The sequence below is a fragment of the Rhizobium sp. Root708 genome, from assembly GCF_001429725.1.
In the GTDB taxonomy this organism is placed as follows: domain Bacteria; phylum Pseudomonadota; class Alphaproteobacteria; order Rhizobiales; family Rhizobiaceae; genus Rhizobium.
In genome coordinates this window covers 34,168-52,676 of record NZ_LMHV01000043.1, presented here as the reverse complement: position 1 = coordinate 52,676, position 18,509 = coordinate 34,168, and the positions used below count along the sequence as shown (strand labels likewise).

General features: G+C 60.7%; 15 protein-coding genes. 6 read left to right on the top strand and 9 right to left on the bottom strand.

From position 1 onward, the window contains the following. Window positions 1–2 precede the first annotated feature (2 nt). The 4 genes from ASE04_RS24685 to ASE04_RS24670 all read right to left on the bottom strand — a co-directional run bounded on the left by ASE04_RS24685 (window position 3) and on the right by ASE04_RS24670 (window position 4,794). Entirely contained in the window at window positions 3–914 is a 912-nt protein-coding gene (locus tag ASE04_RS24685) for an ABC transporter permease subunit (protein WP_056824222.1), read from the bottom strand. A gap of 3 nt (window positions 915–917) precedes the next feature. After that, window positions 918–2,060: an ABC transporter ATP-binding protein gene (locus ASE04_RS24680; RefSeq protein ID WP_056824218.1), complete on the bottom strand. Its 1,143-nt coding sequence runs from the start codon at window positions 2,058–2,060 to the stop codon at window positions 918–920. Between the two features lie 93 nt (window positions 2,061–2,153). Beyond that, window positions 2,154–3,251 (bottom strand): polyamine ABC transporter substrate-binding protein, encoded by a 1,098-nt coding sequence (locus tag ASE04_RS24675; protein WP_056824215.1) that lies wholly within the window; start codon window positions 3,249–3,251, stop codon window positions 2,154–2,156. 136 nt (window positions 3,252–3,387) lie between these two features. Beyond that, the gene (locus ASE04_RS24670; RefSeq protein ID WP_056824212.1) at window positions 3,388–4,794 is read right to left on the bottom strand and encodes a helix-turn-helix domain-containing protein; all 1,407 of its coding nucleotides are present in this window, start codon (window positions 4,792–4,794) and stop codon (window positions 3,388–3,390) included. A gap of 194 nt (window positions 4,795–4,988) precedes the next feature. On the opposite strand from ASE04_RS24670, the gene aceA reads away from it, so the two are divergent. Beyond that, on the top strand, window positions 4,989–6,278 hold the full coding sequence (gene aceA / locus ASE04_RS24665) for an isocitrate lyase (protein ID WP_056824209.1): 1,290 nt from the start codon (window positions 4,989–4,991) through the stop codon (window positions 6,276–6,278). A gap of 20 nt (window positions 6,279–6,298) precedes the next feature. Next, window positions 6,299–6,535 (top strand): SMc00767 family acetate metabolism repressor, encoded by a 237-nt coding sequence (locus tag ASE04_RS24660; RefSeq protein WP_056824206.1) that lies wholly within the window; start codon window positions 6,299–6,301, stop codon window positions 6,533–6,535. A 30-nt stretch (window positions 6,536–6,565) separates the two neighbouring features. Here the strand turns inward: ASE04_RS24660 and ASE04_RS24655 are convergent, their stop codons facing one another. Next, entirely contained in the window at window positions 6,566–7,435 is an 870-nt protein-coding gene (locus tag ASE04_RS24655) for a LysR family transcriptional regulator (protein WP_056824204.1), read from the bottom strand. A gap of 63 nt (window positions 7,436–7,498) precedes the next feature. Here ASE04_RS24655 and ASE04_RS24650 point away from each other — a divergent pair, with 63 nt between their 5' ends. Then, on the top strand, window positions 7,499–7,744 hold the full coding sequence (locus ASE04_RS24650; RefSeq protein ID WP_056824201.1) for a hypothetical protein: 246 nt from the start codon (window positions 7,499–7,501) through the stop codon (window positions 7,742–7,744). Here the strand turns inward: ASE04_RS24650 and ASE04_RS24645 are convergent. From ASE04_RS24645 to ASE04_RS24635, 4 genes are all read right to left on the bottom strand, one after another. Further along, a complete protein-coding gene (locus ASE04_RS24645; protein ID WP_056824199.1) occupies window positions 7,720–9,564 on the bottom strand; it encodes a methyl-accepting chemotaxis protein in 1,845 nt (614 codons plus the stop codon). The genes ASE04_RS24650 and ASE04_RS24645 overlap by 25 nt on opposite strands. A 156-nt stretch (window positions 9,565–9,720) precedes the next feature. After that, window positions 9,721–12,249 carry a methyl-accepting chemotaxis protein gene (locus ASE04_RS24640; protein WP_056824197.1) on the bottom strand — a complete coding sequence of 843 codons (2,529 nt, stop codon included), beginning with the start codon at window positions 12,247–12,249 and terminating at the stop codon, window positions 9,721–9,723. Between the two features lie 302 nt (window positions 12,250–12,551). After that, on the bottom strand, window positions 12,552–12,695 hold the full coding sequence (locus ASE04_RS31275; protein WP_194273741.1) for a hypothetical protein: 144 nt from the start codon (window positions 12,693–12,695) through the stop codon (window positions 12,552–12,554). Between the two features lie 147 nt (window positions 12,696–12,842). Next, window positions 12,843–14,030 (bottom strand): NAD(P)/FAD-dependent oxidoreductase, encoded by a 1,188-nt coding sequence (locus tag ASE04_RS24635; protein WP_056824194.1) that lies wholly within the window; start codon window positions 14,028–14,030, stop codon window positions 12,843–12,845. 120 nt (window positions 14,031–14,150) lie between these two features. Here ASE04_RS24635 and ASE04_RS24630 point away from each other — a divergent pair, with 120 nt between their 5' ends. From ASE04_RS24630 to zwf, 3 genes are all read left to right on the top strand, one after another. After that, complete coding sequence (locus tag ASE04_RS24630; protein WP_056824191.1) at window positions 14,151–15,587, top strand: glutamine synthetase family protein; 1,437 nt, start codon at window positions 14,151–14,153, stop codon at window positions 15,585–15,587. Between the two features lie 13 nt (window positions 15,588–15,600). Next, the gene (locus ASE04_RS24625; protein ID WP_056824187.1) at window positions 15,601–16,899 is read left to right on the top strand and encodes an NAD(P)/FAD-dependent oxidoreductase; all 1,299 of its coding nucleotides are present in this window, start codon (window positions 15,601–15,603) and stop codon (window positions 16,897–16,899) included. 133 nt (window positions 16,900–17,032) lie between these two features. Next, window positions 17,033–18,508, top strand: a complete 1,476-nt coding sequence (zwf, locus tag ASE04_RS24620) for a glucose-6-phosphate dehydrogenase (RefSeq protein WP_056824184.1) — start codon at window positions 17,033–17,035, stop codon at window positions 18,506–18,508. Window position 18,509: the final 1 nt, after the last annotated feature.

The following is an 18,509-nucleotide window of genomic DNA, read 5'->3' as shown; positions in this document are numbered from 1 at the left end:
GCCTACTTCCCCTGCTCGTCGGCTTTGGCTTGCGCGTTCTGGAAGAACACGATCGGAATAACGAGGATCAGAAGCAGGATCGTCGCCACGGCCGAGGATACCGGCCAGTCACGATTGGCGTTGAACTCGCTCCACAAGGTCTTGCCGATCATCAAGGTCTGCGATCCGCCGAGCAGATCGGGAATGACGAACTCGCCGACGGCCGGGATGAACACCAGCATGCAGCCGGCGACGACGCCCGGAAGCGACAGCGGAAAGGTCACGCGCCAGAAGGCCGATATCGGCGTGCATCCGAGGTCCTGGGCGGCCTCGATCAGCGTTCCGTCCATCTTTTCGAGCGACGAATAGAGCGGCAGCACCATGAACGGCAGATAGGAATAGACGATACCGATATAGACCGCGATGTTGGTGTTCAGGATGATCAGCGGACTATCGATGATGTGCAGCGATTGCAGCAGCTGATTGAACAATCCCTCCGGCTTGAGGATCGCGATCCAGGCGTATACGCGGATCAGAAAGCTCGTCCAAAACGGCAGGATGACGAGCATGACCAGTGTCGGACGAATGGTGCGCGGCGCCTGCGCCATGCCGTAGGCGATCGGATAGGCGATCAGCAGCGTCAGGAATGTCGATACGCCGGCGATGATGACGCTCGACAAATAGGCGTTGAAATAGAGCGGGTCGTCGATCAGGTAGTGATAGTTGTCGAACGAGAAGGCCGACAGTTTCTCGGATATGCCGGCCCAGCCATCGGTCCAGGAGAACACGGGCTCGTAAGGAGGCATCGCGATCGCGGTGGTCGAAAGCGAAATCCGGAAGACGATGAAGAATGGCGCCAGGAAGAACAGCAGCAGCCAGACATAGGGAACGATGATGACGAGGCGGTTGTAAAAAGCGGAACCGAGCTTGCCCATATCTCAATCCTTCAACAGGATGCCGGCGTCTTCGGCAAAGCTGATCCACACTTCCTGGTCATAGGTGAACGGATCCTCGACGGCCCGCTGAGCATTCATCAGCGAGGCCTTCACGACCTTTCCGCTCTTCAGCTTGATATGGAAAACAGTCATATCGCCAAGGTAGGCGATGTCCCAAAGCTCGCCGGACGCAGCATTCACGCCGGGGTTTGCGGGGGGCGTTCGTGTTACCTTGAGCTTTTCCGGACGAATGGCGAAGCCGGCAGCGGTGCCGACGGAAGGGGTGTCGCTGCTTGCGACCTTGACCATCATGCCACCGTCAGCGGTGATCTCGACCGTGCCGCCGGTCGCTGCGGTGACCTTGCCGTCGAAGATGTTCACGTCGCCGATGAAATCGGCAACGAAGCGGGAGTTGGGCGCTTCGTAGATTTCGGCGGGGGTGGCGACCTGAACGACCTTTCCGTGGCTCATGACCGCGATGCGGTCGGCCATGGTCATCGCCTCCTCCTGGTCGTGGGTCACGACGACGAAGGTCAATCCAAGGTTCTGCTGGAGGTCCATGAGCTCGAACTGTGTTTCCTCGCGCAGCTTCTTGTCGAGCGCACCCAGCGGCTCGTCGAGCAGCAGCACCTTCGGGCGCTTGGCGAGCGAGCGGGCCAATGCGACGCGCTGGCGTTGGCCGCCGGACAACTGGTTGGGTCTGCGCGAGGCGAACTTTTCCAGCTTGACCATCTTCAGCATCTGCGAGACGCGCTCGCCGATCTCGTCCTTCTGCATCCCATCCTGGCGCAGACCGAAGGCGATGTTCTTCTCGACGGTCATGTGGGGAAAGAGGGCGTAGGACTGGAACATCATGTTGACGGGCCGCCGGTAGGGCGGCGTCCCCGCCATGTCGGTCCCGTCAAGAACGATCTCGCCTGCCGTCGGCTGTTCGAAGCCTGCAAGCATGCGCAGAAGCGTCGACTTCCCGCAGCCAGAGGCTCCGAGCAGCGCAAAGAACTCACGGTGATAGATGTTCAACGACAGGTCGTCGACGGCGGTGAAATCGCCGAACCGTTTCGTCACATTCTTAAACGAGATGAAGGGCTTCGACGTCGCGTCCGCCCACGGCGCAAACGAGCGACGGATATTGCCAAGTGACTTCATAATGTTCCCCGAAGTATGAAATTTTCGAACCGAAGTTCCCCGCAATCGGCCTAAGAAAAGGCCCGGGCGTTGCCGTCCGGGCCTGTCGATCGATTATTGGCCAGTGACAACCTTTGTCCAGAGCCGTGTCGCGGTGCGCTGCGTTTTCGGATCCCACGGCGAGATCGTGAAGAGCTTTTTCATGACATCTTCATCCGGGTAGACGGCCGTATCTTCCAGAACTTCCTTGTCGACGAACTGCTGCGACGCCTTGTTGCCGTTCGCGTAGAAGACATAGTTGCTGGCTTTGGCAATGACCTCAGGCTTCATCATGTAGTTGATGAACTGATGCGCTTCGGCAACGTGCGGCGCATCGGCGGGGATCGCCATCATGTCGAACCACATCTGCGCGCCCTGCGACGGAATGGAATAATTCACCTCGACGCCGTTCTTGGCTTCCTCGGCACGGTCACGCGCCTGCAGAACGTCGCCCGAATAACCGAAGGCAATGCAGATATCGCCGTTTGCGAGGGCATTGATGTATTCGGACGAGTGGAACTTGCGGATATAGGGCCGAACCGAAGTCAGCAGCTCTTCAGCCTTCTTGAAATCTTCCGCCTTGGTCGAATTCGGATCGAGGCCGAGATAGTGCAGCGCTGTCGAGATGACATCCTTCGGCGTATCGAGGACATAGATGCCGCAATCCTTGAACTTGGCAGCGATCTTCGGATCGAAGATGACTTCCAGGCCGGGCTTCGCGTCCGGGCCGAGGATCTCGGCGACCTTCTTGACGTTGTAGCCGATGCCGTCAGTGCCCCACATGTAGTCGATGGCATATTCGTTGCCCGGGTCGTAGGACGCCGTGCGCTGCTGAATGAGATCCCACATGTTCGACAGATTGGGCAGCTTCGACTTGTCGAGCTTCTGGAACACGCCCGCCTGGATCTGGCGCTGGAGAAAGTCCGCCGTCGGGACGACGACGTCATAGCCCGTACCGCCTGCCAACAGCTTGGTTTCAACGGTCTCGTTGGAATCGAAGGTGTCGTAAACGACCTTGATGCCGGTTTCCTTGGTGAAATCCTCAAGGATCGAACTGTCGATATAGTCCGACCAGTTATAGATGTTTACAACCTTCTCCTGCGCAAGCGACGGCGCAGCAGAAAACGCAGCCACGACGGCAGTGGCTGCTAGTCTCGCGATTGTTGACCTCATGATCTCTCCTGTTTGTGAGGCGCCTGCGTGCGGCAAACACCCTTATTACGGCTTGTGCCCTCTGGTTTTGCACGCAGACTAGAAAGGATTTTAGAAGCCGACAAGCGTAAAATCCTGCACTCTCAATGATTTCCCGTCACTGAAAATCAAAGCCGCTCAAACCCGCCGCCACCTCGTCGAGGCCGAGGGGGCGCGTCACCGGAGGCTCGGCGCGCGACAGGCAGCCACGCCGCTCGCAAAGGCGACAGGCGGCGCCGATCGGGACCGGAGTTTGCGCCGCGACGGCACCGTAGACGGTCGCCTCCCCGAGGGATGCATCACAGCCGATCAGCACCGCCGTTCGCCTCACTCTTTCGCCGAAAGGAACGTTCGGCCCCTCCAGCGTCCGAGCAACCGTCACGTAGCGTCCGCCATCCGGCATCTCAACCGTTTCGGCAAGGATTTGCCCGGGCTGCAGAAAGGCGGCGTGCATGTTCAACTTGGGACAGCCGCCGCCGAACCGGACCGAAGGAAATCCGAGTGCGCCCGCCCTGCGAAGCCGGTGCCCCGCGGCGTCTATCTCCATCAGGAAGAACGGTACCGCCTGCGCCGTCGGCCGCTGCAGCATCGTCAGCCGGGTCGCGGCCTGAGCGAAGGACACCCCGAACCGGGCGCGGAGAACATCAATGTCGTAGCGGGCGCTTTGGGCCGCCGCGAGGAAGGGGGCGTACGGCATGGACAAGGCAAGTGCTGCATATCGGCCGAGCTCGAAGCGGGCGAGCCGTCTAGCTTCCGGCGTGGAAAGAGAGAGGCCGTCGAGTTCGGCCATAAGCGCTTCTCGAAGAGCAAACGTTCCGACCTCGATGGCAATCTCGAGCGCCTGATCAGGCTGCGACAGGCGCTCCGAAATGAAGAGCCGCATCGAGTGGCGGTCGAAACGCCGCCGCAGGTCGGGCATGACATGAACAGGGAGGACACGAACACCGATGCCGCGCTCGGTGCGTAGCCAATCGCGCAGGGCGGACGGTAAGTCACGCGTGACGGACAACGCCGCGAGAAATGTCTCGGCCGCGGTCTCGATCTGCGGAAAATAAGCGGATCGCCTTTCGAAGAGGTCGCGCACCTCGTCGGCCGGGAGACGCGCACCCGTGATCGGCGCACTCCCCTCGCCTGCGGTCAGCGAGGTGAAATCGGAGAGGCGCGCAGCCTGCTCGCGATAGGCACGGTAAAGCTTGACGATACCGCTTGCGACATTGGGCGCGGCTTCGGCAACCTCCACCAGTTCCTGATCGCCGGGCAATTCGGTTGCCAGCAAGGGATCGGCGAAAACCTCCTTCAGCTGATTGAGATTGCCGGTGCCGTCATCGCGCAATTCTTCCAGATCGACCTTGTAGACGGCCGCCAGCTTGATCAGCAGCTGCACGGTGAGCGGGCGCTGATTGCGCTCTATCAGATTGAGGTAGGACGGAGAGATGCTCAACGCCTCGGCCATCGCCGCCTGCGTTACGCCGAGGCCGTTACGGATGCGCCGCACCTTCGGGCCGGCGAATATCTTTCGTTCCACGCGACAATCCTTTACAGCGGCCAAGCCACCCAGAATTTACAATTATTGACAAACTTACACTGACAGACTGTCAAGTTCTTTGCATGTAAACCTGTTTCCCCTCGGCTTTCCGCTTATATTTCTGGCCTTTTCCCTCCGATTTGTAAATCCTGTCAACGAGCCAACGAGGCTACATTTCTGCAACGGAGGATTAAATGACAGGTTTTGACAAAATTCATCGCGACATTCCCGAGGGCCGTTTCGATGGGATCGAACGTCCCTACTCTGTCGATGATGTCAAACGCCTGCGCGGATCGGTGACGCTTCGGCATACTCTGGCCGAGATGGGCGCAAACCGGCTCTGGCAACTCCTGCATGACGAGCCGTTCGTCAACGCGCTTGGCGCACTCTCGGGCAACCAGGCAATGCAGATGGTTCGCGCCGGTCTGAAGGCGATCTATCTTTCGGGATGGCAGGTCGCGGCGGATGCGAACACGGCGTCGGCGATGTATCCGGATCAATCGCTATATCCCGCCAACGCCGGCCCCGAACTCGCCAAGCGGATCAACCGGACGCTCCAGCGCGCCGACCAGATCGAGACCTCGGAAGGCGAAGGTCTCTCTGTGGAGAACTGGTTTGCACCCATCGTCGCCGATGCTGAAGCCGGCTTTGGCGGGCCGCTCAACGCATTCGAGATTATGAAGGCTTACATCGAGGCTGGGGTCGCCGGTGTCCATTTCGAAGATCAGCTGACTTCCGAAAAGAAGTGCGGGCATCTCGGCGGCAAGGTGCTGATCCCGACCGCAGCGCATATCCGCAACCTCGATGCCGCGCGTCTTGCCGCCGACGTCATGGGCGTGCCGACGCTCGTCATCGCCCGCACCGACGCGGAAGCCGCAAAGCTTCTGACATCCGATATCGACGAGCGCGACCAGCCTTTCATCGACTATGCCGCGGGACGAACGGTTGAAGGCTTCTATCGCGTCCACAGCGGCCTCGAGCCCTGCATCGCGCGCGCCGTCGCCTATGCGCCGCATTGCGATCTGATCTGGTGCGAAACGTCGAAGCCAGATCTCGACCAGGCGCGGCGGTTCGCGGAAGGGGTGCACAAGGTTCATCCCGGCAAGCTGCTTGCCTATAACTGCTCGCCGTCGTTCAACTGGAAGAAGAACCTGGACGACGTGACGATCGCGAAATTCCAGCGGGAGCTCGGAGCCATGGGCTACAAGTTCCAGTTCATCACGCTCGCCGGCTTCCATCAGCTGAATTTCGGCATGTTCGAACTGGCACGCGGTTATCGCGATCGGCAGATGACGGCCTATTCGGAACTGCAACAGGCCGAGTTCGATGCCGAAGCGAACGGGTATACAGCCACGAAACACCAGCGCGAAGTCGGCACCGGCTACTTCGACGCGGTCTCGATGGCAATCACCGGCGGCCGTTCGTCGACCACGGCGATGAACGAATCCACCGAACACGCCCAGTTCAAACCAGCAGCTGAATGACCGAAGGAGGAGAAACGGCCATGCCTACGCTCGCACGCGTCAAGGAACGCGCAGAAGAACAATCAACCAGCATGACGGCGGATCAGCAGAACATGATCCGGATGCTCGCAAACGACCTGCATCGGCTGAACCTTTCGGTCATGAAGGCAGTCGATGCCGGCGTCTCCGTCGAGCTCGTTCGCTCGGCCAGGCATCACGGCGGCGACGGAAACTGGGGAGACCTGCTGATCCCGGTCATCGTCGCCGGCCGCAGCTGACGAGGCCGCGATGGCTGCGCGGCGCCGGAACTAGTTTCGCGTCGCCCGCTTTCCGGCAATCAGGTCCGCGTAGCCCTTGAGCAGCTTCGTCATTCGATCGGCAACGGTCCGGATCTCCGGCCGGTGCCGATCCTCGTTGTTCATGACCATCCACTGGCGATGACGCAGCTCCGGAAGCTCGTCGCCAAGCCGCTGCAACTCCGGATCGAGATCGCCGACGAAGCAAGGCAGCACCGCCTTGCCACCCCCCGCCCTCACGAGTTCCGGCAAGGACCGCGGTCGGTTCACGGTCGCGACGATCGAGGCCGCCGCATTGCGGTATGGCCAGCGGAGGTAGTTGGAGATCGCATCGTCTTCGCTGACGGCCACCCACCGTTCATCGCTCTCGCTTGCGTTTCGCCTCGCATAGACGGCATAGGCGACCTCGCCGAGCAGGCGGGCGGCGAGATTTCCCTCTTCCGGCTCGAACGCGCGAATGCCGATGTCGCTTTCGCGATAGCTGAGGCTTGCGCGCGCTTCGCCGATGGTCAGCGAAACCGCGAAGGGATCGCCGGGGTTGCGGATGGCGGAGAAGTTCGTCGTCAGAAGCCAGGCGACCCAGGTGCCGGCCGCGACCTTGACCGTTGCAGCCGGGGTGCCGGCAAGCCGCCATGCCTCGACCTTGCGCGCCGCAGCCTCCATGTCCTGCAGATGCTCGAGGAGTGCCAATCCATCTGGCGTCAGCCGATAGCCGGTCTGGCTCCGCAGAAACAGCGCCTTGCCGAGTTCCTGCTCCAGATCGAGCATCCGTCGACCGATCGTTGCCGGGCTCAGGCCACTGGCGGCACTTGCCCCGGTCAGCCCGCCGAGACGGGCAACCTGCAGGAAGAGCTGAAACGAATCCCATTGCGTGCTTTTCATGAGTGAAAAACATAATGGGATATCTCTGGTTTATGAAGCAGATTTTGAGGGATAACTAAAGCGATGTTCCAGCAAGAGGACATCACCATGCTTGAGTATATCGCCTTCTCGTTTCTCGCCGAACGGCAGTTCGCCGCCAGCGACCGGCAAACACCGGCCGCCGAACAGGCCTTCTACGATACTGTCGGACAGTCGCCTCCGGCCCGGCTTGCAGCCTTTCTCACGTCCCTCCGCCTCCGTCGCCGAAGGCGTTCATCAGCGAGTGGACAGGAATGCGACTCGCGTCACGCCGCATTCCTGGCGAAGTAGTCGGCAGGCGTCGCCGCGTCGATGCGGAACTGCCGGATCAAGGTCATCAGCGTATCGGCCTCATGGGCGAGCTGGCGGCTCGCCTGTGTCGTATCTTCGACCATTGCCGCGTTCTGCTGGGTCATCTGGTCCATCGCGTTGACCGAACCGTTCACTTCCTGCAGCGCGGCGGACTGGTCCTGGCTTGCCGTCGCGATCGTTTCGACATGCTTGCTGATGGCGATGATTTCGTGGCTGATCGAGGCAAGGACGGCGCCGGTCTTCTGTACCAGCGTCGAGCCGGCGTTGACTTCGCGGGTCGACTTCTCGATCAGGCCCTTGATTTCACGGGCAGCATCGGCCGATCGCTGGGCGAGTTCACGGACTTCCTGCGCCACGACGGCAAAGCCCTTTCCGGCCTCACCGGCGCGCGCCGCCTCGATACCGGCGTTCAGCGCCAAAAGATTGGTCTGGAAGGCGATATCGTCGATGACTTCGATGATCTGCTCGATCTGCTTCGACGCCTGCTCGATGCGATCCATGGCCGCGATCGCGTCGCTGACGACAGCGCCGGAGCTGTCGGCGGTCTTCTTCGTTTCCGAAACCGCATCATTCGCCTCGCGGGCACGCGCTGCGGACGAGCGGACCGTTACCGTGATTTCCTCGACGGCTGCCGCCGTTTCTTCGAGGCTTGCGGCCTGGGCTTCGGTGCGCTTCGAGAGCTCATCGGCAGAGGAGCGCATGGCTCCCGAATTGTCGTGGATCACGGAGGCGTTGTCGCGGATCCGCGAGAGCGTGTCCTGCAACCGGACCAGCGACGCGTTGAAATCGACACGCAGCTGCTCCAGGCGACCGACGAACGGCGTCTGGATGGTCTGCGACACATCTCCCTGCGCCAGGCGGCCAAGCCCCATGGCGAGTTCGGTGACGGCGAAGTCGATCTGGCCGTCGAGAGTACGCTTCTCGGCATCGTTGCGCGAGCGCTCGGCGTCGCTCAACTGGCGTTGTTCGGCCGCCTGCGTTTCCAGCAACTGACGCGCACGGGCGCTGTCCTGGAACTGGGCGAGGGCACGGCCGATGGCGCCGAATTCGTTCTGCTTCTCAAGACAGGGGACCGCGCCGTCTAGCTTTCCGGCAGAGATCCCGTGGATGGTCGCCGTCAGGGCTTCAAGCGGGCGCACGGAAGCGCGGACAGCAAAGTATGCCAGGATACCCATCAGAGCGAGTACGCCGACACCAACACCGACGACCAGCGTCAGCAGCTGGTTCAGGCTGCTGTAATAGACTTCCATCGGGATGCCGATGAAGAGGACGCCGACATTGGCCCCGGCTGAATTCTTGACCGGGAAGTAGCCGGTCATGAACTTACGGCCAAACAGATCCGCCGGGCCATAATAGGCCTGGCCATTTGCCAGCACAGCCTGCGCGGGGTGATTGGCTGCGAGTTTGGTACCGACGGCCCGGTCGCCGTTTTCCTTTTTCACGTTTGTCGAGACGCGGACGTAGTCGCCACCCTGGCGCTCGAACACCGTCGCGACGCCGCCAATGGACTGGGCGGTGCGGTCGACAAGCGCATGATCGCCGAGCGCGGGGAGCTTTTCTTCGGTCAAACCGAGAAGCGCGTTGTCGCTGACATCGACCTTGGCGGCCGGGTCGGCAGCGCCGTACAGCACCGCCATGGCCCGGCTCGCATCCTTCGCATCGGAGACGGCGCTCGTCATCACGTAGGAGCTCAGATTGTAATAGGTCACAGAGACGATCGCGACGGTACTGAAGATCAGCAGGCCGAGCGCGATGGCGACAATCTGACGAACGATGGATGCGGAGAAAAGGCGGAGCATTGATACCTCGAGAAACAGATGGCATCGACGCTAGCGAAAGAAATTTAAGAAAACCCTGAAAATTGACGATTGTCAAAATTCAACATGGGCGCGGCTGCTGAAAAAAAGAAAAGGCCCCGCAATGCGAGGCCTTTGGTCTTTCGGTGGCAGCGTTGATTACGCCGCGCGGTAGATCTTATGGGGCACGCCACCTTCGATCTTGAACTGCTGGATGAGGTGCAGCAGCGCGTCGGCCTCGTCGGCAAGCCCGCGGCTTGCAGCCGTCGTTTCCTCGACCATTGCCGCGTTCTGTTGCGTCATCTGGTCCATCTGATTGACGGTGGCGTTGACCTCCTGCAGAGCGCTCGACTGGTCGTTGCTTGCGCGGGCGATCATTTCCACATGCTGACTGATCGTGACGATCTGCGCGCTGATCTTGGCGAGCACCGTCCCGGTCTCCTGGACGAACTGCGAACCGGAGTTCACTTCCGTCGTCGACTTGTTGATCAGCCCCTTGATCTCCTGGGCTGCCGCCGCGGAGCGCTGCGCGAGTTCGCGGACTTCCATGGCGACAACCGCGAAGCCCTTGCCCGCGTCGCCGGCGCGTGCGGCCTCGATGCCGGCATTGAGCGCAAGAAGGTTGGTCTGGAACGCGATCTCGTCGATGACGCCGATGATCTGCTCGATCTGGCGCGACGCGCCTTCGATCCGGCCCATGGCGTCGATCGCATTGTTGACGACGGTGGCGGAGTCGTCGGCGCTGCGCTTGGCGGCGCGGACGATCTGATCGGCGTCCTTGGCGCGCTCGGCGGACGAACGAACCGTTACCGTGATCTGATCGACGGCGGCGGCGGTTTCCTCCAGCGAGGCTGCCTGCTGTTCAGTGCGCTTCGACAAATCCTCGGCCGACTGCGCCATCTGGTTGCCGTTGCCCTGGATCATCTGAACATTGTCGCGGATCTGGCTCATCGAAGCCTGCAGACGCAGCATCGAACCGTTGAAATCCTGACGGAGCTGTTCGAGGCGACCGATGAACGGCGTGTCGATCGTGGTGGAGATATCACCCTGCGACATGCGTTCGAGACCGGCGGCGAGCTCGTTGACGGCGAACTCGATCTGGCGATCCATTTCGCGCTTCTCGGAGTCGTTGCGCTGACGCTCCCTGTCGGTCGCGGCGCGCTCTTCCTCGCTCTGCTCCTCGATACGGATCTTCGAGATCGCATTGTCCTTGAAGATGCCGAGAGCACGCGCCATGTCGCCAATCTCGTCGCGGCGCTGTTCGCCCGAAATGCTGGTGTCGAGAGCCCCATCGGCGATACGGCGCATCGCCGCCGTGATCTGGCCGATCGGACGCTGCAGCGTCAGGACCAGCGCGATGCCGCCAATGATGGAAAGAACGATGCCGAGGCCGGTCGTGAGGACGGAGATGCCATTCGCCTGGGTGCGCTCGGCGCCTGCCGTCTGTTTCTGCAGCTCGGCGAAGGCCGTCAACTCACCCCAGACGCCATCCAGCTGCTGACGAGCAGAGGCATAGTCGGCGACGCGCTGATCGATCGTCTCCACAAGGCTCTGCGCATCCTTGTCCATGGAAGCGAGGGCCGGCGACATCGCGGCAACGATGTCTTCCGCGAAGTTCATGCCCTTGGCGCTGGCAAGCAGCGTATTCAGATTGGTGCCGAGCGTCGCGATTTCCTGATGCAGGCGGACGCGGTTCTCCTTGGTCGGCTTGGCGGCAAATTCGCCGAGCACGAGCTGCAGGGAATAGATCGCGCTCTCGAGCCGGCGCGTGTCTTCGAGCACGGAATTGGTCTGCGCGATGCGGCTGTCGAGCTCCACGAAGGTTGTGGTGGCTTCGCGCATCATCTGCGTGGCCGTGAGCTGGGTGTAGGTCGACATCTGGCGGAAGCGCGATACGAGGCGGCCGAGATTGGTGATCGCCTCATCCGTGCCGGCATCGGCGGCGGTCGCCTGCGCCTTCACATCGCTGATCGTCTGCGACAGCGACTGGGTCATGCTCTTCTGGTTCTGCGGAACCGAAATCTCGATCAGGCGCTGCGCCTTGGAAATCGCAGGGATCGCGTCGGTGACGACCTTCAGCTTGTCAGCCGGGGATTGCGCCTTGCTGAAATCGCCCATGACGCCGGCAAGGGTATCTCCACCCTTCAACAGGCGATCGGCGGCGCGCAGCGTCGCGGTCGCATTCCCCTCATCCTTGCGGATATTCTCTTCCAGCTGCTGGGCGTCGTAATTGACGTTGAAGCGGCTGCTGATCATGACCTTCTGTGCATCGTCGATGGACTTGCGCAGGGAAAGCTCCTGCTCGTGAAGCGTCCAGAGCTTGCCGACGGTATCGGAAATACCCGACGTGCCGTCCTTGGCTGCCTGCAGGTTGCCGCGTCCGGCATTCTCGCCGATCTGCTTCAGGGTCGAGCCCAGCGTATCCTGCTGCGTACCGATGTCGCTATAAAGCTTGTCGCGCGCGTCCTGGCTGGTGATGCGCAGGAAGTCGTCCATCGAACCGTAAAGATCCTTGAACCCGCTCAGGGACTGAAGGACGCTGTTGGAAATTTCCATGCGTCCCTGCAGCAAGCCCGAGGCATAGAGACCCGTCAGGCCGACCGCGGAAATGCTGACAACAAACGGCAGTACAAAGATCAATACTTTCGTCTTGATCTTAAAGCGGGAAAGAATCCTATCAATAAACATGGCGGTTCCGGCCTTCCATACACCACTCCTCCCACCGATGCCGCGAAATGGCATCGACCGAGTGCATCGAGCTGCTTTTTTTGGAACAACGGGGATCCCCGGGGCTAGCCCGGACGGCAATCATTGCCACAGCGCTTAACGGCAAGCGTCAAGCGTCCCTATAAATCATCCACCAACTGTCGCAGAGGAGATGTTAATTTTCGGATAAGCGTATATGGCAGAAACCGGCATTCAAATCGATTTATCGGCCAGATGGCGGCCATTCCTGCCACCAAACCAGCGCATCGGCGTTCCGGAGTGTGCTAGAAAACGCGCGCGAGGAGAAGCGCGGCGATCGCGGAGAAAGCACTGAGAGAGAGCACCAGATATCGCAAGGCCGTCACGCGGCTGTCAGGCTTGGTCTGGGCAATTGCAATGGCGCGGGCGCGTCGTGTGTTCCTGTTCATCGGCAGAACCTCACTTCTCTCTGACACAACAATCCAACAAAACAGTTGGTACGTAAAGCTTTATTTAGGAAGCTTATTTCAGCTGTCATTGAGGCAGGATGGCGCACCCTTCTTAAGAACTATTGAATCTATCCGCTCGCTTTGCTTCTACAAAGATTCACCGGCGGCAAAACCCGATGCCCAGGCCCATTGGAAATTGTAGCCGCCGAGCCAACCGGTCACGTCGACGCATTCGCCGATGAAATAGAGGCCGGGAACGCTCTTCGCCTGCATCGTGCGTGAATCCAGAGCCGCGGTGTCGAGACCCCCGAGCGTCACCTCCGCCGTCCGGTATCCTTCCGACCCTGACGGCTTGATCTTCCAATTCTGCGCAGCGTCCGCCAGACGCAACAGAGCCTTGTCGGAAAGATCGGCCATATGCCCGACAATGCCCGCGCGCTCGGTCAGATACTGCGCCAATCGCTTCGGCAGGATTTCGCCCAGCGCCGTCTGGGCCGACTGCCGGCCATTGGCCTTCTTTGCTGCCCTTAAATGCTCGAACAGATCGACATCCGGCTCGATGTCGACGGTGATGTCATCCCCCTCGCGCCAGAAGGACGAGATCTGCAGGATCGCCGGACCGCTGAGACCGCGATGCGTGAAAAGCAGCGCTTCGCGGAACGCCGTCTTGCCGTGGCGAATTTCAGCCGGCGCCGATATGCCCGACAGTTCGGAAAGGCTTTCGAGCGTCGCCTGATCCAGCGTCAGCGGCACGAGGCCGGGTCGCGTTTCGACCATCGCGAGACCGAACTGCTCGGCGATGCGATAGGCAAAGCCTGTCGCGCCCATCTTCGGAATGGACTTGCCGCCGGTCGCGATGACCAGCGAGCTGCATTCATATGCGCCTTCGGAGGTCGCGATGCGGAAGCCATCGCTGCTTCGCTCGACGTCACCGATCTCGGTGCGCAGATGCAGCGTTGCACCCGCGGCCCGCATCTCGTCGAGAAGCATGTGGATTATGTCCTTGGCGCTGTCGTCGCAGAACAACTGGCCAAGCGTCTTCTCGTGCCAAGCGATACGATGGCGATCGACCATGGCAATGAAATCCGACGGCGTGAAGCGCGCCAGAGCCGACTTGCAGAAATGCGGATTGGCGGACAGGAAGCTTTTCGGACCGGCATGGATATTGGTGAAATTGCAGCGTCCGCCGCCTGAAATGCGGATCTTCTCGCCCGGCGACTTCGCATGATCGAGAACCACGACCGAGCGCCCCCGCTGGGCGGCGCGAATGGCGCACATCATGCCGGCGGCGCCCGCGCCGATGACGATCACATCGCTTTTTCGCTGCAAAACCATTTCCCTTGTCGAAAGACGTCTTCTTTTTCCATCAATGGGCGAAAGTCAACGTGCCCTCCCCCTCGCCAATTGCCAAACTCTGGCTATGATGCCGCCAAGATTCACGCAAACCGGTGTGTCATGTCCCCAAAAAAGACGACGCTGAAGCCTGCCAGAAACGTACCCGCCTCGAAAAAGACACCCCCGGATCCCGGACACCAGCGCGGCGTTGAAAACTGGAAGGAAGCAGCGCGGTTCTTGCGGGCACGCGGTATCGAAGACATCGAATGCATCACGCCTGACCTAGCAGGCGTACCGCGCGGCAAGATGATGCCGAGCTCCAAGTTCACCTCGAACACCTCGCTTGCGCTGCCCTCGGCGATCTATCGCCACACCATCTCCGGCGAATATCCCGACGAGACCGAAAGCTTCCGCTACGAGCCGCGCGACAGCGACCTCAAGCTGGTGCCCGATCTTTCGACGCTTTCGGTCGTGCCCTGGGAAACCGATCCGACGGCGCAGGTGATCTGCGATATCGTCAGCGTGGATGGGGAAGAGGTTCCCTACACGCCGCGGAACGTCCTGAAGCGCGTGCTGAAGCTCTATGCCGACCGCGGCTGGAAACCGATCGTCGCGCCCGAGATCGAATTCTATCTCGTCGCCAAGAACGACGACCCTGATTATCCGCTGCATCCGCCGAAGGGCCGCTCCGGCCGCTCGATCCTTGGCGGTCAGGGCTATTCGATCGCCGGCATCAACGAGTTCGACGAACTGATCGACGACATCTACCACTTCTCGGAAAAGCAGGGTCTCGAGATCGATACGCTGATCCACGAGGAAGGGCCCGCGCAGCTCGAAATCAACCTGCGCCACGGCAATCCGATCGAGCTTGCCGACCAGGTATTCCTGTTCAAGCGCACGATCCGCGAAGCGGCGATGAAGCACGGCATCTACGCGACCTTCATGGCCAAGCCGATGCAGGGGCAGCCGGGTTCAGCGATGCACATCCACCAGTCGGTGGTCGACAGCGAGACGGGCAAGAACATCTTCTCGAACCCCGATGGTTCGGCCTCTCGCGAGTTCTTCCACTTCATCGGCGGCCTGCAGAAATACGTGCCGAGCTCGATGGTGATGCTGGCGCCCTATGTGAACTCCTACCGGCGACTGACGCCCGACATGTCGGCACCCGTCAACAATGCCTGGGGCTATGACAACCGCACGACGGCATTCCGCGTGCCGGTGTCCGATCCGCAGGCAAGGCGTGTTGAAAACCGCCTGCCGAGTTCGGATGCCAATCCCTATCTCGCGCTCGCCGCCTCGCTTGCCTCGGGTCTGCTTGGTATCACCAGGGGCATCGAGCCGACTGCGCCGACGGAAGATACGGCAAACGAGGGCTCGATCGATTTGCCGCGCGGGCTTCTGGAAGCCGTCGCGCTGATGGAAGAAGAGGAAGCCTTTGTGGAAGTGTTCGGCAAGGAGTTCCTCGGCATCTATGCCGGCGTGAAGCGTGGAGAGTTCGAAACCTTCATGCAGGTGATCAGTCCGTGGGAGCGCGAATTCCTTCTGCTGAACGTATAGGGAGGGCTCGGTCATGACATCGCAGGAGAGATGGCAGAGCCCCATTGCGCCCGGCATTTCGTGGTACCAAGCCACGTCGGGCGAGCGGCCGACCTATCCCGAAATGGACGGCTCGAAGACATGTGACGTCGCCATCATCGGCGGCGGCTACACTGGCCTGCAGGCGGCCTACAATCTCGCCAAGTCAGGCGTCTCGGTGATTCTCATCGAGGCGTGCCGGTTTGGCGACGGCGCCTCCGGCCGCAACGGCGGACAGCTCGGCACCGGCCAGCGCTGGTGGCCGGAAGAGCTTGAGGAAAAGATCGGCTATGAGCGGTCCCGCGCCCTCTTCGATGTTGCCGAGGCCGCCAAACAGCACCTCCTCGACTTCGCCACGGAACATCAGATCGACATGGACTACATGCCGGGTCAGATGAACGTGGCGCACAAGGAGAGCTACAAGGCCGACTATTACGAGAACGCCGAGATCGCGGCGATGCGCTACAATTATCCGCATCTGCGCTTCATGGACAAAACGGAGACACAAGAACGGCTCGGCTCGACGCGCTATTTCTGCGGCGTTCGCGACACCGGAACCGGCCACATAAACCCGCTGAAGTTTCTGATCGGGCTCGCCCGCGTTGCAGCCAACGCCGGAGCGCAGATCTTCGAGATGACGAAAGCCTCGGCGATCCTTCATGGCAGCAGCAAGGTGATGATCGAGACACCGCGCGGCACGATCACTGCCGACAAGGTGCTGATCGCCTGCAACGGCTATATCGGCAATCTCGAACCTGTCACGGCAAGCCATGTGATGCCGATCCGCTCCTTCATCGGCGCCACCGTGCCGCTCGACAAGCATCCGGACGTGTTGCCCGGAGCCGAGGCGGTGGCGGATTCACGCTTCGTCGTGCGCTATTTCCGCAAGTCGAAGGACGGGCGGCTGCTCTTTGGCGGGCGCGAAGCCTACACGGCGGACAATCCGCGCGACATTACCGAGCACATCCGCCGGCAGATCGCCGAGATCTATCCGGCGCTCGGCAATATCGAGATCAGCCATGCCTGGGGCGGCTCGGTCGGCATCACCATGCCCCGCCAACCCTTCGTGCGTGAGGTGATGCCCGGCGTGACATCGATCGGCGGCTACTCCGGCCATGGCGTGATGTTGTCCAACTATTGCGGCAAGCTCTACGCGGAAACTGTTCTTGGAAAATCGGCGGATCTCGATCTTTTCAAGTCGCTCGATATTCCGGCTTTTCCAGGAGGTCCGGCGATGCGCGCACCGCTGCTTTTCCTGGCGCTCTCGTGGTTTGCACTGCGCGACAAGTTTTAGTCAGATTGCGGATTTCATCGCGCGGCAATTCGATCTAAAACCTGTTTCCGAGAGATTCATTGCATCGCACACTGGCTTTTTTAAATCGATTAGATTAAAGAGCCAATAACCCGTCTGATTGAGAGACAACCTCATGAGCAGCCAAATCATCCCCGTTGAACCCTTTGATTATGTCGTTTTCGGCGGCAGCGGCGACCTTGCGGAACGCAAGTTGCTGCCGGCGCTTTATCATCGTCAGGTCGAAGGCCAGTTCTCCGAACCCACCCGCGTTATCGGCGCATCGCGCAGCCCGCTTACGCACGAGGAATATCGCAAGTTTGCCGAAGACGCTCTGAAGGAGCATCTGAAAAAGGGCGAATACGACGAAGCCGAAGTCGAGAAGTTCCTGAAGCGTCTCTACTACGTGCCTGTCGATGCGCGTTCGGACGCCGGCTGGGATCAGCTGAAGAAGCTGCTCGATGAAGGCAAGGATCGCGTCCGCGCCTTCTACCTCGCTGTCGCACCGGGCATTTTCGGCGACATCTCTCAGAAGATTCACGACCACAAGCTGATCACCAAGTCGACGCGCATCGTTGTCGAGAAGCCGATCGGTCGCGACCTCGCATCGGCGCTGTCGCTCAACGACACGATCGGCAAGGTCTTCAAGGAAGAACAAATCTTCCGCATCGACCACTACCTCGGCAAGGAAACCGTGCAGAACCTGATGGCTCTGCGCTTCGCCAACGCGCTCTACGAGCCGCTGTGGAATGCCAACCATATCGACCACGTGCAGATCACGGTTGCCGAGTCGGTCGGCCTCGAAGGCCGTGCCGGTTACTACGACACCGCCGGTGCGCTGCGTGACATGGTGCAGAACCACATCATGCAGCTGGTCTGCCTGGTTGCCATGGAAGTCCCATCCTCGATGGATTCCGAAGCGGTCCGCGACGAGAAGCTGAAGGTGCTGCGCGCCCTGAAGCCGATCGACGCCTCGAATGTCGAGCAGGCAACCGTGCGCGGCCAGTATCGCGCCGGCGCTTCGGCGGGCGGCCCGGTCAAGGGTTACCTCGAAGAGCTCGAAGGCGGCGTGTCCAACACCGAAACCTTCGTCGCCATCAAGGCCGAAATCAACAACTGGCGCTGGGCCGGCGTTCCCTTCTACATCCGCACCGGCAAGCGCCTCGCCGGCCGCATGTCGGAGATCGTCATCACCTTCAAGCCGATCCCGCACACGATCTTCGATCAGGCCGCCGGTCGCATCAACCAGAACCAACTGATCATCCGCCTGCAGCCTGACGAAGGCGTCAAGCAGTCTCTGATGATCAAGGACCCGGGCCCGGGCGGAATGCGCCTGCGCAACGTTTCGCTCGACATGAGCTTTGCGGATGCCTTCCAGGTTCGCAACCCGGACGCTTACGAGCGCCTGCTGATGGACGTCATCCGTTCCAACCAGACGCTGTTCATGCGCCGCGACGAAGTCGAGGCGGCGTGGCAGTGGGTCGATCCGATCCTGAAGGGCTGGGAATCCACCGGCCAGAAGGTTCAGGGTTACACCGCCGGCACCTGGGGCCCCAGCCAGTCGATCGCGCTCATCGAGCGTGACGGCCGCACCTGGCACGATAACCTCTAAG